Origin of the sequence: Hephaestia mangrovi (genome assembly GCF_019880555.1) — a bacterium.
Classification (GTDB): domain Bacteria; phylum Pseudomonadota; class Alphaproteobacteria; order Sphingomonadales; family Sphingomonadaceae; genus Sphingomonas; species Sphingomonas mangrovi.
In genome coordinates this window covers 319,406-333,843 of sequence record NZ_JAINVU010000002.1, presented here as the reverse complement: position 1 = coordinate 333,843, position 14,438 = coordinate 319,406, and the positions used below count along the sequence as shown (strand labels likewise).

At 66.4% G+C, this 14,438-nt stretch carries 11 protein-coding genes; 5 read left to right on the top strand and 6 right to left on the bottom strand.

Going from position 1 to position 14,438, the window contains the following annotated elements:
* Window positions 1–110: 110 nt before the first annotated feature.
* Entirely contained in the window at window positions 111–458 is a 348-nt protein-coding gene (locus tag K7G81_RS05555; protein ID WP_223029751.1) for a phasin family protein, read from the bottom strand.
* A 102-nt stretch (window positions 459–560) separates the two neighbouring features.
* Between K7G81_RS05555 and K7G81_RS05550 the strand changes: the two genes are divergently transcribed.
* Complete coding sequence (locus K7G81_RS05550) at window positions 561–1,166, top strand: SCO family protein (protein WP_223029750.1); 606 nt, start codon at window positions 561–563, stop codon at window positions 1,164–1,166.
* On the opposite strand, the gene K7G81_RS05545 is transcribed toward K7G81_RS05550, so the two are convergent.
* Window positions 1,163–2,509 (bottom strand): lipopolysaccharide biosynthesis protein, encoded by a 1,347-nt coding sequence (locus K7G81_RS05545; protein ID WP_223029749.1) that lies wholly within the window; start codon window positions 2,507–2,509, stop codon window positions 1,163–1,165. The genes K7G81_RS05550 and K7G81_RS05545 overlap by 4 nt on opposite strands.
* 119 nt (window positions 2,510–2,628) lie before the next feature.
* On the opposite strand from K7G81_RS05545, the gene K7G81_RS05540 reads away from it, so the two are divergent.
* Window positions 2,629–3,153 carry a gamma carbonic anhydrase family protein gene (locus tag K7G81_RS05540; RefSeq protein WP_223029748.1) on the top strand — a complete coding sequence of 175 codons (525 nt, stop codon included), beginning with the start codon at window positions 2,629–2,631 and terminating at the stop codon, window positions 3,151–3,153.
* Window positions 3,154–3,285: 132 nt separating this feature from the next.
* On the opposite strand, the gene K7G81_RS05535 is transcribed toward K7G81_RS05540, so the two are convergent.
* Window positions 3,286–5,877 carry a M1 family metallopeptidase gene (locus tag K7G81_RS05535; protein ID WP_223029747.1) on the bottom strand — a complete coding sequence of 864 codons (2,592 nt, stop codon included), beginning with the start codon at window positions 5,875–5,877 and terminating at the stop codon, window positions 3,286–3,288.
* 262 nt (window positions 5,878–6,139) lie between these two features.
* On the opposite strand from K7G81_RS05535, the gene K7G81_RS05530 reads away from it, so the two are divergent.
* The gene (locus K7G81_RS05530; RefSeq protein ID WP_223029746.1) at window positions 6,140–7,102 is read left to right on the top strand and encodes an NAD(P)H-dependent flavin oxidoreductase; all 963 of its coding nucleotides are present in this window, start codon (window positions 6,140–6,142) and stop codon (window positions 7,100–7,102) included.
* Window positions 7,103–7,136: 34 nt separating this feature from the next.
* Here K7G81_RS05530 and K7G81_RS05525 read toward each other — a convergent pair whose 3' ends face one another.
* On the bottom strand, window positions 7,137–10,511 hold the full coding sequence (locus K7G81_RS05525; protein WP_223029745.1) for a trifunctional glycoside hydrolase family 18/polysaccharide deacetylase/glycosyltransferase family 2 protein: 3,375 nt from the start codon (window positions 10,509–10,511) through the stop codon (window positions 7,137–7,139).
* Between the two features lie 177 nt (window positions 10,512–10,688).
* On the opposite strand from K7G81_RS05525, the gene K7G81_RS05520 reads away from it, so the two are divergent.
* Window positions 10,689–11,747, top strand: coding sequence for an endonuclease/exonuclease/phosphatase family protein (locus K7G81_RS05520; RefSeq protein ID WP_223029744.1), 1,059 nt, complete (start codon window positions 10,689–10,691; stop codon window positions 11,745–11,747).
* A gap of 106 nt (window positions 11,748–11,853) precedes the next feature.
* Window positions 11,854–12,876, top strand: coding sequence for a phosphatase PAP2 family protein (locus K7G81_RS05515; RefSeq protein WP_223029743.1), 1,023 nt, complete (start codon window positions 11,854–11,856; stop codon window positions 12,874–12,876).
* A gap of 141 nt (window positions 12,877–13,017) precedes the next feature.
* Here K7G81_RS05515 and K7G81_RS05510 read toward each other — a convergent pair whose 3' ends face one another.
* Together K7G81_RS05510 and K7G81_RS05505 are read right to left on the bottom strand one after the other, a co-directional pair.
* The gene (locus K7G81_RS05510) at window positions 13,018–13,476 is read right to left on the bottom strand and encodes a DUF1465 family protein (RefSeq protein WP_223029742.1); all 459 of its coding nucleotides are present in this window, start codon (window positions 13,474–13,476) and stop codon (window positions 13,018–13,020) included.
* A 122-nt stretch (window positions 13,477–13,598) separates the two neighbouring features.
* Entirely contained in the window at window positions 13,599–14,429 is an 831-nt protein-coding gene (locus K7G81_RS05505) for a TonB family protein (protein ID WP_223029741.1), read from the bottom strand.
* Window positions 14,430–14,438 lie beyond the last annotated feature (9 nt).

Genomic DNA, 14,438 nt, shown 5'->3' with positions numbered 1-14,438 from the left:
ACACGCATCGTCATGCTGAACTTGTTTCAGCATCCATGGAGCAACGATCGCCAGCACACTCGACGCTGATGGCGCGCTCGATCCTTATGCGGCTGGCGACCTGAGGCCCGTCACTTCTTCTCGTCGTGCCCCGTCATCCGCCCGATCGCCTCGCGGCCGAAATTGGCGATCATCTCGCCGATCTCGCGCGCCTGCGCCATCGAGCGGCTGCCCTGTTCGCGCAGATAGTCGCCCTGCACGTGCATCACTTCGGAAAGATCGCGCGCCTTGGCCGCGCGGCGCATCGCGTCGAATGCCTCGCGCGTATTGTGCTCGGCCTGATCGAGCAGCTTCATCGACATTTCCGATCCGCGCTCGGCAATCTTCTCGCCCGAGGCGCGCATTTTCTCGCCCGCCGCCTTCATCCGTTCGGTGATCTCGTGCGTCGCGTTTTTGGCGTCGGTTTTCTTGTCGGCCATGATACTTCTCCCGCGTTGTCGTCTCGCTTCTACCGCGCTCGACGCGCGAGCGCCATCGCGGTTCCGGTTGCATCGCGGCGATCGTGTCGCGATAACCGGCACATGCCCTGCTCCCGTCGCACGTTTCTCGCCCTCGCGGCCGCCGCCGCGATTACCGCCTGCCACGCCCCGCAGCATTGGCACTCTACCGATGTCAGCGGCTCGACGCCCGATCTCCAGTTCACGCTCACCCGCGCGACCGACGGCAAGACCGTCACCGCGAAGGATTATCGCGGCAAGATCGTGCTGCTCTATTTCGGCTACACCTATTGTCCCGATATCTGCCCGACCACGCTGGCGCACATCGCCCAGATGCTCACCCCGATCCAGGCATCGGCCAAGGACGTCCGCGTGTTGTTCGTCACGGTCGATCCGGGGCGCGACGACCTCAAGACGCTCAAGGATTATACCGCCAATTTCGGCCCCGAATTCGTCGGGCTGCGCGGCCCTGCCAATGAGCTGGAGACGCTCGCCAAGCGCTATCGCGTCGCTTATTCGGTCAAGCCCGATCCCGATCCGGCGAAATATGTCGTCAGCCACAGCTCGGCGCTCTACGCCTTCGATCGCGACGGCCACGCCCGCTTGCTGATGAGCGACCTGTCGAGCACCAGCCCCGATCTCAAGGCCGATACCGCCGACCTCCGCCAGCTCATCGCCGCGAACGATTAGGAGCCGGCCGCCGCCGCTCGCGGATGCTGCCGAACATAGTGGATCACCGCCCAGCCGAGCAGCACGGCGGCCACCACCGATCCGGCCATCACGCCCATCGCCGCGCCCGACGTGCCTTCCCGCGGCAGCAGGTAGAGCGAGGTGGCGAACAGCGCGATCGCCGCGGCAATGCGCGCCGCCAGCGCGGTTCCGGCGCGATGCACCGCCATCAGCACCGGCTCGAAACTCACCGTCGCCAGGTCGATGCACCCCGCCGCCGCCAGCCACAGCATCGAGGCGCGGCCGTGCAGGAAGTCCTTGCCGCCGACCAGGATCAGGATCGGGTGGCCCAGCGCCGCGATCAGCGCCAGCACGACCAGCGCCGCCGCCGCGCTCGCCAGGAACACGCGCACCATCATCTTGCCGACATTGCGTCCTTGCGGCGCGCGCACCGCGCGCACGATCTCGGGAAACGCCGCGCGAGAGACTTGCTGCGACAGCTTGGTCAGCGCCTGCGCGATCTGGAACGCGAGGCGAAACGCGCCCGCCGCCGCCGGCCCGACGAATCCGCCGACCATCAACAGCGGCGCCTGCTTGGTCGATAGCCCCAGCGTCGAGGTGGCGTTGGTGCTCAGCATGAACCGCGTCAGCCCCGGGTTCTCGCGAAACACCTGCCGCCCCGGCGCGCCGCCGCGCCCCACCAGTCGCAGGTCGCCGGTGCGCGACACCATCACCCAATAGACCGCCGAGGTCGCCACTTCGGCGATCGACCAGGCGATCACGAAGCCGGTCACGTCGGGCATCAGCAGCGCCGCGCCGGCCGCGCCGATGAAGCGCATCACCGGCGTCGTGCTGTCGGCCAGCGCCGCGCGCGAGAATTTGTCGCGCAGCCGCAGCATCCCGATCGGGCTCTGGCGGATCGTCACCAGCTCGACGATGACGAAGCCGATCGTCACCTTCATCAAGTCCGGCGTAATCCCGAAATCCTTGCCCCACAGGATCAGGATTACCGCCGAGATCAGCCCGCCGACCACCGCGCTGCCGGCATCGAGCAGGATGCACAACCGATAGAGCCGCCCCAGCGCCACGTCATCCTCGGCATTGAGATGATCGACGCCGTAGCGGACGATGATCTGCCAGGTCTGGAATCCGGCCATCGTCGCGATCGCCTGCGCCGCGCCGGTAATCAGCGCAAATCGCCCGAAATCGGCGACGCCCAGCGATCGCGTCGCGATGCCGAGATAGACCAGCGAGAGCAATGCGACGACGCCGCGCGTCGTCATCAGCCAGCCGAAATTGCGCGCCGAGGCACGAACCCCCTCGGGCAGGCGAAACTGACGGCGGCGAGGTGCGGAATCGGTCATGCCCGTTCGCGCGACTATCCGCACCGGGCGGCGGGGGCAAGCCACAGCGGGTGACAAGCGCCGCCGATCGCGGCAGGTTGGGCGTGAACCGCCCTTGCGGCATCACGATGGAACGCGCCATGCCCCGCTATGCTTTCGACGGCCACCGCCCCACGCTCGGCGAGCACGCGTGGATCGCGCCGAGCGCCGACGTGATCGGCGACGCCCGGCTCGGTGACGGCGCGAGCGTCTGGTTTGGCGCCGTGATTCGCGCCGACAACACGCCGATCATCGTCGGCGCGCGCACCAACATCCAGGAATCGGCGATGCTCCATTCCGATCCCGGCGCGCCGCTGACGATCGCCGAGGATGTGACGGTCGGCCATCATGCCATCCTCCACGGCTGCACGATCGGCGCGCGGTCGCTGGTCGGCATGGGCGCGATCGTCCTCAACCGTGCCGAGATCGGCGAGGAATGTATCGTCGGCGCCGGCGCGCTGGTCACCGAAGGCAAGCACTTCGCCGCCCGCAGCCTGATCGTCGGCAGCCCCGCGCGCGCCGTCCGCCAGCTCGACGATCGCGCGGTAGCGATGCTCAAGGCCTCCGCCGCGCATTACACCGACAAGGCCCGCCGCTACGCAGCCGGGCTCGAGCGGATCGACTGACGACCTGCCCCAACACCGTCACGCTGAACTCGTTTCAGCATCCATGGCGCACCATCGGCGCCGCGCGAACAAATGCCGCACCATGGACCCTGAACCAGGTTCGTAAGGATGAAGAACGTCGGGGGCGCGGATTTACCTCCCCGCCCATTTCGTCACCGCCGGCCGCAAGCGGTCGGCGATCGCCTTGCGCACCGCGATCGCGGTCAGCGTTTCCTTGACGCCCTGGCGCGAGGCTTCCGGCAAGTTCTTGTCGGCGAACGCCTGCACCTTGCCCGGCATCGCCGGATCGTTGGATCGCGCCGCCAGCCCGACGACGAACCCGGCGCGCGTGCTCTCCTCCAGCAGCGGGTTGACCGTGTCCAGATTGGCCACCGCGAAGTCGAATGCCAGATCGGGATGGAATTGCGCGACCGCCGCCAGCAGGCTCGCGCGCTGCGGATCGGTAAACGTCGCCGTCTTAACCAGATCGAGCGCGCGTTGCGCCAGCGCGCTATCCTTGGCCAGCCCCAGCATCACCACGTCGAAATTCTTGATGACCGGATTGGTCTCGGCCTTGGTCAGGTCGAGCAGCGCCTGCCACTCCGCCGGCGTGGCGTTATAGGCATAGGTAATCAGGATCGGCCGCCGGATCGCCGCGGGAATCGCCTCGGGATCGTTCTTCAGCGCCGCGACGTAGCTGCGCGCCTTGGCCAGCAGAGCCGGATCGCCATCGACGCCGAGCTGGCTGATCAGCGTCGATCGCAAATCGGTGACATAGGGCTCCTCGTCGGGCTTGGCCTCGAAGCCGACGCGGTCGAGCACCGGCGCCAGCATCGCCTCCGCCTTGGCCTCCAGCGGTGCTTCGAGCGGCGTGTCGCGATACAGGGCGGCGAAGCTCCCGACATCGCCCGCCACCATCGACCAGACCAGCGGATCGGCATTCTGCGGCACCGCGTCGAGCGTGTCGAAATAAACGCCGAGATCCTGATAGCCGCCGCGCGCCAGCGCCATGTCGTCGCCCAGCAGGCCGAGCTGATCGCTCAGCGCGAGCTTGGCGAACGCCGCGACGAGCGCCGCGTGATCCTTGGCGTCATATTGCGTCCGGAAATAGCTTTTCTGGCCCAGGTTGACGACCACCGGGCCGCAGCCCGGCACCGTCATCGCCGTGGTCGTCGGCCCGGCCACGATGCCATCGGCCGTGCCGCCGCCGATCGCGCCGATCTTCACCGGCACCTGCCACGTCTGCGGCGTCTTCGATGCCTGATCGAGCCCGAACCGCCCTTGGCTCATCGCGACGCTGGTCTTACCGCCCGCGCAGGTCTCGCTCGCCACGTTGATCAGCGGCACGCCGCCCTGCAGCGTGAAATCGTCGGCAATCGCCTTGATCGGCTTGCCCCAGGCTTGGCCGATCTCCGCCCAAAGGTCGTCGGTGGTCGTGTTCGAGTGATTATATTTCTGCATGTAATCGCGGATGCCGCTGCGGAAGGTATCCGCACCCACGGTCGATTCGATCATCCCGATCACCGCCTGACCCTTCGAATAGGTGATCCCATCGAAAGCGCTGCCGATCTCGTCGACCGTCGTCAGGTGGCGGATGATCGGATGGGTTGCCGCGGTCGAATCCGCGCCCATCGCCCGTTCCCGATCATGCGCGACGTTCTGCGCCGGGATGTTCCAACCCGGATTGAGGTCGCCCATCGCCTTGTTCGACATCCACGAGGCAAAGCCTTCGTTGAGCCACAGATCGTCCCACCATTGCGGTGTAACGAGATCGCCGAACCACTGGTGCGCCATTTCGTGCGCGACGGTCAGGAAGATGTCCTGCTTGTCGCTCACCGTCTCGTGGCTCGGATCGAACAGCAGCGTCGGTTCGAAATAGAAGATGGCGCCCCAATTCTCCATCGCGCCGAAGAACTGGCTCGATCCCGGCCCGGCGATCATGTCGAGCTTGGGCAGCGGATAGGGCGTGCCGAAATAATCGTTGTAATAATCCAGCACGCGCTTGGCCGATTGCAGCGCATAATCGCCCTGATCGACCACCCCGCGCCGCGTGATGACGCCGATCTCGGTCTTGCCGTCCTGAATCGCCTTGCGCTGGACGTCCCCCAACCCGAGAAACAGCAGATAGCTCGACATCTTCGGCGTCACGTCGAAATGATAGAGCTTGGTGCCGTCATTGCGCTTCTCCACCGCGCTGGTCGGCATGTTGGAGAACGCCGTCTCGTTGCCCGGCGCTACCGCGGAAAGCCGGAACGTCGCCTTGAACCCCGGCTCGTCCCACATCGGCGCGAACCGCCGCGCGTCGGGCGCTTCGAACTGCGTCACCAGCATCCGCGCCTTGGAGCCGTCGGTATTGGTGTAATCGATCGCGAAGAAGCCCGCCGCGGTCTGGTTGATCTTGCCCGTCCAGGCGAAGGTCATCACGTGCTTGCCCACGCTCGCTGCTGTCGGCAGCGTCACCGTGATCTGCCCCAGCGCCTTGTCATAGCTTACCGGCGCCGCCTTGCCGTCGAACGTCGCCCTGGAGATGTTCAGCTCCAGCGCATTGAGCACGATCGTGCTGGTCGCCTGCTTGACGTCGATCGTCACGCTCTCGCTGCCGGCGAAGGTCATCGCCTGCGCATCGGGGACGACCGTGATGTCATAGGCGATCGGCGCCACCGTCTGCGGCAATTGCCCCGCCGCCAGCGCGGGCGTCGATACCGAAAGCAGCAGGCCGAGGCCCAGCGGCAGCGCGAGTTTCATCGTTACATCTCCCCGAACGTCCGCTTGTGCGGTTTGGAATAGAAGGCCGTCGCATAGGCATCGTCACCCTGAACTCGTTTCAGGGTCCATGGCGCTCCATCACCGTTGCGTGCGCGGCTACCGTTGCTCCATGGATGCTGAAGCAAGTTCAGCATGACGACGCTTATGCGGCGCGCGTCAGCTTCGGATGCCTAGTTTCATCGGAGACCATAAGCAACGCGGATTGGCTGGACAGCGAGATAGGTTGCGCTATGAAACGCACATGACCGCGATCCCTCCGCTCGACCGCCTGCGGCTGCCCGCCATCGGTGCGCCGCTGTTTATCATCTCCGGTCCCGATCTGGTGATCGCGCAGTGCAAGGCGGGGATCGTCGGCGCGTTCCCCGCGCTCAACGCGCGCCCGCAGGCGCTGCTCGACGAATGGCTCCACCGCATCACAGAGGAGCTTGCCGCCTGGAATCGCGACAATCCGGACCAGCCCGCCGCCCCGTTCGCGGTCAACCAGATCGTCCATCGCTCGAATGACCGGCTCGAGGCCGATCTCGCCACCTGCGCCAAGTGGCAGGTGCCGATCGTCATCACCTCGCTGGGCGCGCGCGAGGATTTGAACCACGCCGTCCACGATTGGGGCGGGATCACGCTGCACGACGTGATCGACGATCGCTTCGCGCGCAAGGCGATCGAAAAGGGCGCGGACGGCCTGATCGCGGTCGCCGCCGGCGCCGGTGGCCATGCCGGCCGCCTCTCACCCTTCGCGCTGGTCCAGGAAATCCGCCAGTGGTTCACAGGCCCGCTCGCGCTGTCGGGCGCGATCGCCACCGGCGATGCGATCCTGGCGGCGCAGGCGATGGGCGCGGATTTCGCCTATATCGGCTCGCCCTTCATCGCCACTGACGAGGCCAATGCGGTCGATCCCTACAAGCAGGGCATCGTCGCCGGCCGCGCCAGCGATATCGTCTATTCGAACCTGTTCACCGGGGTTCACGGCAATTACCTGCGCCAGTCGATCGAAGCCGCCGGCCTCGATCCCGAGAACCTGCCGGAGGGCGATCTCAAGACGATGAACTTCGGCACCGGCAATGGCGCCAAGGCCAAGGCGTGGCGCGACATCTGGGGCTCGGGCCAGGGCATCGGTGCGATCGACGCGGTCGAACCCGCCGCCGTCCGCATCGCCCGCATGGCCGATCAATACGCCGCGGCGCGCGCGCGATTGTGCGCGCAATAGCCTGCCTTCGCCGCCTCCAGACGATTGGGCCGCCCTACCGCACCACCGCTCGGCCGGTGCGTTGCAGCTTGCCCCAGCCCACCTTCGGTCCGCGCACCGCCTGGGCGATCGCCTTGACGACGACGTAATACATCACCTGTCGATAACCGATGCGCTGCGGGATCAGCAGCCATAGGAGCCGCCACCGCTCGCGCCGCTCCAGCGCGAAGGCGATCGTGCCGGCCAGCAGGTCGATCGCCGTGAACACCAGCCAGAAAGCCAGCATCTTCTCCACGTCATGGGATGTCTGCGCCCAGCCATGCGCTTCGACCGCAAGATAGGTCGCGACGAAGCTCACCAGCAGCGCGAGATCGATGATCGGTGAAATCGCGGCGAGCGCGATCTGGAACACGATCGCCTGGGGCAGGCCGATCCGGGCGAGGCCGCGCGGCTGTCCGCTGGCCATCACGGCGCGATGCTTCCACAGGCATTGCAGCGTCCCGAACGCCCAGCGGAAGCGCTGCTTGGCGAGCGCCTTCAGGCTTTCCGGTGCCTCGGTCCACGCCACTGCGAACTGGTCGTATCGCACCGACCAGCCGGCCCGCTGGATGGCGATGGTCAGGTCCTGATCCTCGGCCAGCGTGTCGTGGGGATAGCCGCCGACGGCGCGGATGGCATCGAGCCGCCAGGCGCCGACCGCGCCGGGGACGACGGTAATCGCGTTCAGCCGGCCGAGCGCGCGCCGCTCGAGATTCTGCGCAGTGATATATTCCAGCGCCTGCCAGCGGGTCACCAGATTGACGCGATTGCCCACCTTGGCGTTGCCCGCCACTGCGCCGAGCTTCGGATCGCCGAACCACCGCGCCAGGCGCGCGATCGTGACCGGCTCGAACTGCGTATCGGCGTCGAGCGCGATGACGATCTCGGACGTAACCAGATCGAGCGCCCGATTGAGCGCCCGCGCCTTGCCGCCATTGTCGAGCGTGAGCAGCCGCACGCGAGGCTCGTTGGCGAAGGCGGCGGCGACGACCGCGCTGGTCCGGTCGGTCGATCCGTCGTCGATCACGATCACCTCGACATGCACGTCGGTCGAGGCGAGTACGCCCGTCACCGCGCGCTCGATCACCCGCTCCTCGTTGAACGCCGGGATCAGCACCGTCACCGATCGCATCGGGTCGATCGCCGGGAATATCTCGCGATTTTCCCGCCGCGCCTGGATCAGCGCCAGCGCCGAAAGCGCGATCGCGCGCAGGATGCCGATCGTGATCGCGACGATGAACAGCCAGCGCAGCGCGATGACGATCGCGCCCATCGTGGTGAACAACGCAAGATCGGCGCCGGCCATCAGGCGGTCGCTGGCCGAAATCGGCGGCATTACCGCTTGCCGGGACAGCCCCGCCAGAGTCGAGACCGGAACCAGCCGGTAGCCGCGGGCGCGCAGCCCGTCGATGATCGCCGGCAGCGCCGCCACGGTCTCAGCGCGATCGCCGCCGCCGTCGTGCAGCAGCACGATGTTGCGGCTGCAATTGGCATCGGCGTTGGCGCCGCAAGTCGGCGGGCCGCTGGTCACGCCGTCGATCGTGCGCTGGATGATCGCCGCCACGCCGGGGCGCTTCCAATCGTCGGGATCGACATGCAGCCCTACCGACACATAGCCGCGCTGCTGGGCCTGCAGCGCGGGATCGATCTCATCCGCGGTGGTCGGCTCGGCGTCACCGAAATAGGGCGCGCGAAACAGCCGCAGCGAATGGCCGGTAAAGGCCTGGAACAGCCGCTGGTTGGCGTTGAGCTCCAGCGCCACCTGCCGATGCGAGACATTGGCGAGGTTGGGATGCGTATAGGTATGGCTGCCCACCTCGTCGCCGTCGCGCACCATGCGCTGCAATAGCCCCCGCTGGGTCAAGGCGTTCTCGCCGACGATGAAGAAGGTCGCCGGCACGTGCCTGGCCTCGAGGATCGACAGGATCCGCGGAGTCCATTCGGGATCGGGCCCGTCATCGAAAGTCAGCGCCACGTCGCCGTGGATATTGCCCGTGCGCTGGACGACATAGGGCGATGGCAGCTGGCGGAAGTCGACTCCGTCGATCGTGCCGTCCGTCGCCGTTCGCGTCGCCCGCCGCCCGGCAACCGGCGAGCTCGCGATCTTCAGTATCTCTCCCGCGCCCTCGATATCGACGTTGGTGCCCGCCGGGATCGCGTCGATCGCCGTTGCCGGCGGCAACGCGCGGTGATCGCGACCGAAGATCGACCACAGGCTCGGGTCTTCCGATCCCAGCCGCCACAACGCCGCGCCGGCGATCCCGGCCTGCTTCAGGAAGTGGAGTTCGTTATAAGCCGATGCGGCGTCGAGCAGCCAGACGACATGCCGGCTGTCGCCATCCTCGAAGGCGAAGCCCGAATTGCCGCTCGCCGCGTCCCAGCTCGGCGTCGCGCCGGAATCGGCGGCTTCCTGCCACGCTTCCTCGACGTCGAGCGAATCGCCGCCGTGATCGTGCCAATCATAAGCGTAATTGCCGAACGCGACGACCAGCTTGGATCGCGGGATGCCCCGTGCGGCGCGGGCGACCTCCTCGGCGAACCAGCGCTGTGCGGCGATCGGCCCCGCCGGACCGCTCGTCTCGTGCTGGTCATAGGTCATCAGGAACAGCTTATCGACGATCCCGGCATAAGCGGGCAGGTTCCAGTCCGGATCGCCCACCGGGGCGGCGATCGCCACGATCCAGCCATGCGGGGCGAACCGGTGGTGCGCCTCGATCAGGAAGCGGCGATAGTCGCGCTGCGCCGGGCGTGGCAATTGCTCGAAATCGAAGAACACGCCGCCGGCATGATTGCGCGCGACGAATCCCTCCAGCCGGTCGAGCAACGCCGCCCGCGCCGTCTTGTCGCGCAGCAGCGCCGCTGTATCCGGCCCGTCCCATTGATCGTTCAGCGCGTTCTGCACCATCGGCAGGATGATCGGCCGGTGCGTCGCCCGGTTGATGATCGCCCGTCCCGGATTGTCCTGGAATTCGGTGATGCGGTGATCCGGCCCGGTCACCGACAGCCATCCCGGCACCAGCCAGTCGAGCTGGTCGATGTGCCGCCGCAGCGACGCGGTGCTCGATGGATCCCATGGCGCGTGGAAAGCAATCGCCAGCGGTGCGTTTGCCGCCGCGCCGCGCCGCGCCGGTACGGCACCGAAGATGGCGCGTGCGTACCAGTCGATGCTGCGACGGGTTCGCGTCAGCACGCCCTCGTGCGGCGGACGAAGCCGGTGCATGGCGGCGGCCTCCGAACGGACCGGCAGCAGCGGCGCTCGCGGCACCGCGCCCACCGAGACGAAGAACACCGCGGCCGCCAGCAGGATCAGTATCGCGAAGGCGATCACCGCCAGCGCGAAGCGGCGTCGTCTCCGCCCGGAAGCATCGTAGAAGACGGGGGATTCGGCCATGCGGGCGCTGTCTCAGAAGGCTGTGCGCCGCCATGGCGCGCGTCACCGGCCCGCGCCTTTAGCCGCGCCGATATGAACGATCAATGCACGACCAGTCGCGCCGCAAGCAATGCCGATCGCACGCCCAAGTCCCGGACAGCGACTGCGGCGCGCACCGGGTCGCCTCGTCTAACGACGATGAAGAAATTTCCCTCCGCCGCCTGGTTCCTGCCGGCGATCGGTGCCACAGCAATGCTGCTCGCACTGGCAACCGGCCGCGTCGCTGCCGCACCGCAGACCGCTGCGCCGCCTGCCGCCGCGGCGATGCCGTTCGATGGCTCGCTGTCGGTGTTGACCTATAACGTCCACGGCCTGCCCTGGCCCCTCGCCAGGAACCGGCCCGCCGCGTTCCGCCGGATCGCCGCCCGCCTCGCTGCGATGCGCGCGGCCGGCACGGCGCCGCAGGTCGTCGTGATGCAGGAGGCGTTCACCAGCGCCGCCGTCGCGATCGGGCGCGAGGCAGGCTATCGCTACATCGTCCAGGGCCCCGACGCGCAGCTTCGCGGCGCCGATCCTGACGGCGCGGCGGACGCGCACTTTCTGGCCGGCGCGCGTTGGCTGCGTGGCGAGACGGAGGGGCCGGTGCTCGACAGCGGCCTCGTCATCCTGTCCGATTATCCCGTCGTGTCGACCACCGCCATGGCCTATCCGCGCGATGGCTGCGCCGGGTACGATTGCCTCGCCAACAAGGGCGTGGTGCTGGCCCGTATCGCGGTGCCGGGTCTCGCCACGCCGGTCGAGATCGTCACAACTCACCTCAATTGCCGTAAGGAAACGGGCGTCGAGGATGCACGCGCGGACGCCGCTTACCAGCGCGAGCTCGCCGCGTTCGACGCCTTCGTCGCGCGCGCCCACGATCCGCGCCTGCCGATGATCGTCGCGGGCGATTTCAACGTCGGCAAGTCGGCACCGCGCAACCGGATGATCGCCTCGACGATCGCCGCGCTCGATGCTCAGCCGGCGATGGCGACGATGGTTGCCGAAGGCGTTTCATTGCCCCCCGACGCGCTGTTCTCCTGGGCCAAGAACAAGGATCTGCAGCTCCCGGTCTCCTCTCCGACCACGCGCCTTTCGGTCGAGGCGATCACCACGCCGTTCGGGCATGAGGGCGACGGCGCCATGCTGTCCGATCATGTCGGCTACGTCGCGCGCTATGCGATCGAGCCAGTCGACCTCCCCGCCACGGCCCCGGCCTGAGCCATCCCTGCCCGCTGGTTGCGAGCGCGCCTAAAAAACGCCGGTTTCCGGATAATTGCCGGTCGGTTTGCTTGTCCTTAAGAAACCACGGTGCATGCAGTGCGCCATGCTTGACAGCCGTTCCGCCGCCTTGTCGTTCGAGCAACCCGGCCGGTCGCCCTTTGCGATCGGCGCCGCACCGATATATCTTTTCCTGATAGTGAGCTGGGGGTTGATGCCGCTGGCGCTGACCATCAGCGGGTTGCGCATCGCGTCCGCCGAATTCGGCCTGGTCGGGGGCATTTTTGCCTTCGTGCTATGGTTCGCCTGGTGTTTGCGCGGGCGCGGATTGGCGCGCGTCGCCACCGCGCTTGAGGCATCGACATTGTTTTATGCGCTCTGCGTCACTTTCTGCTTGATGACTTTTGTCGCGGGGACGAGCGACCGGGCGTTCGTCGATGCTCCCTTGGCGCACGCGGATCATTTATTGTTGCCCTGGTTCAATTGGCCGGGCGCGATGCGTTCCTTTTCGGCGTCCGGGCTGCCTGTCCGAATTGCCAACCGTGTATATGAAAGCATCAACTGGCAGCCCCAGTTGCTGATCGCCATCTTGTCGCTGGCCGCCGCCTATGGCCGGGTCTGGCATTTCCTGCTGTCGTGGATCGCAACGCTGTGCATCGTTGTCGCGATTTTCGCTTTCTACCCGGTGCTCGGGGCCTATCACCATTTCGGCATTGCGGCGGCCGACGTTCCGGGTATGCTCGATCCCACGCCCTGGAATCAGCCCGCGCTGTTGGAGGGCTTGCACCGCGGAACGCTAAGGCTGATTTCTCTCGGCACGCTGGACGGCATCGTTGACTATCCCAGCTTCCATGCCGGCGCTGCCGTTTTGCTGACTTACGGCTTTTGGTCGATTCGCACCGTGCGATGGCCCTTCGCCGTTCTCAATGCGCTGATGCTGGCCTCCGCAGTGCCGATAGGTGGGCATTATGTCGTCGATCTGCTGGCCGGCGTGGTCACTGCCATCACGGGCATCATCGCGGCCGCATGGATCGTGAACCGGATGCCAGCGCTTGGCATCCCCATGCCCTATTCTTTCCGGCGGCGCACGGCCTTTTCCCGATCGCTTCATCCTGCTGCTTTGCCGTAAAACGCTCCACGCCGCGATGCGCGACGATCGGGCTGATAAAGCGTAGCATTCGAGAACCGGCAGCGGACTACAGGCCTGTGAGCACCGCAAGCGCAGGAAGTCGTCATTTGCAGCCCGCCATGGGCTGAATAACCGCAGACCCTAAAACGCCCGCGCCAGCCGGTTGAGCATCGATCGCGCCGGGCTCGCCGGCGCATCGTCCTGCCCCTGCGCCGCGTCGAGCCGCGCCACCCGGCGATAGAGCTCGGCGCTCGCCGCGATCAGGTCGCGCGCCGGCTCGGGCATCGCCGCCACCGCATCGGCATCGGATTGCGGCGCCGCCCCCAGCCGCCGCGACGGATCGAGCGCGTCGCGCCGCGGCATCTCGCCGGCATCGACCGCGCGCTGCGTCAGCAGCCACGCGATGACGTGCATCAGCCGCGTCGTCACTTTCAGGCTCTCGCACGAGAAAGCGACGCGTTGCAGCGGCGTCAGCCCGTCGCGATCGCCCTTCCCCGCCGCATCGAAATACCCCCGCGCCTCATCGGCCAGCAGCATCGCCTCGACATAGAGCTGATCGATCAGCTTGCGATGCACGCGGGAATCGGTTTCGAACGGCATCCGATCAATGTGCCACAAACCGGCGCGGTGGACACCTCACAATCATGGATGCCTGTCCCAGAAAGGTTGCCGTGTGTGCATGTCAGCCGCGATCCGTGGCCGCGCGGCAATCGGCCACATCGTCAACTCGCGAGCCGCCATCGCACGGTCGTCGTTTCGGTTGAGACCATCGGTTTCCCATCCCAACCCAGCGCGGGGGTAAAGTGGGTGTGCGAGATTTCGAGGCACGTTTCCTTATCCAGCGACGCCGAATGGCTGGAAATCACGATGCGACAATCCGTTACCTTGCCGTCGAGACCCACCTGATAGACGGCTATCGTATTTCCTTGTTCTCCACCTGCCATCGCCTCCGGGGGGTAACTGTCAGGCGAAAATTGTGCGCCGACATTGCCTTTCGCCCGCACGGCGATCTTCTGCTGCATCGCAGGGTCAAGGCCCCAGGAACGCAAGAGATCGTCTTGGCAGGTCTGTAGCGCCGCCAGCGCTGCCTTGGTATTCACGGGAGCAATAGTGGCTTCGACGTCTCGGCCGGCGGATATCGATATCTGCGTCGCCGAGGCAAGGTCCGACAGTTCGTCATGCGATACCTGCATCGTCGTCAGACGCGAAGGCCCCTTGGTCACCGTTACGCTTTCATACGTGGCGTCGATTGCCTTACCGCCCGGACGCAACGTCACCTGACCTTTCCCTTCATCGGGAGAAAATAGATTTTTCCGCGAAATGATGACGATGTCGTCAAGCTCCCCAAGCGGCAAGGGCCGAAAGCCGAAGGTGATCTTGTCCTTGCCGGTGCCGAATTCATGGCTCAGAACGCACATGTTCTGACTGTATTCGACCCGCCAGGCACCCACCGGTTGCAAGACAGCGGGCGCCGCGCCCTTGTCGGGCGCGGAAGCCGCGCACAGCAGCACCCCGGCCATCGAGACGGTTACCGCCCGCTTCCTCATCGTCATGACAGCAGC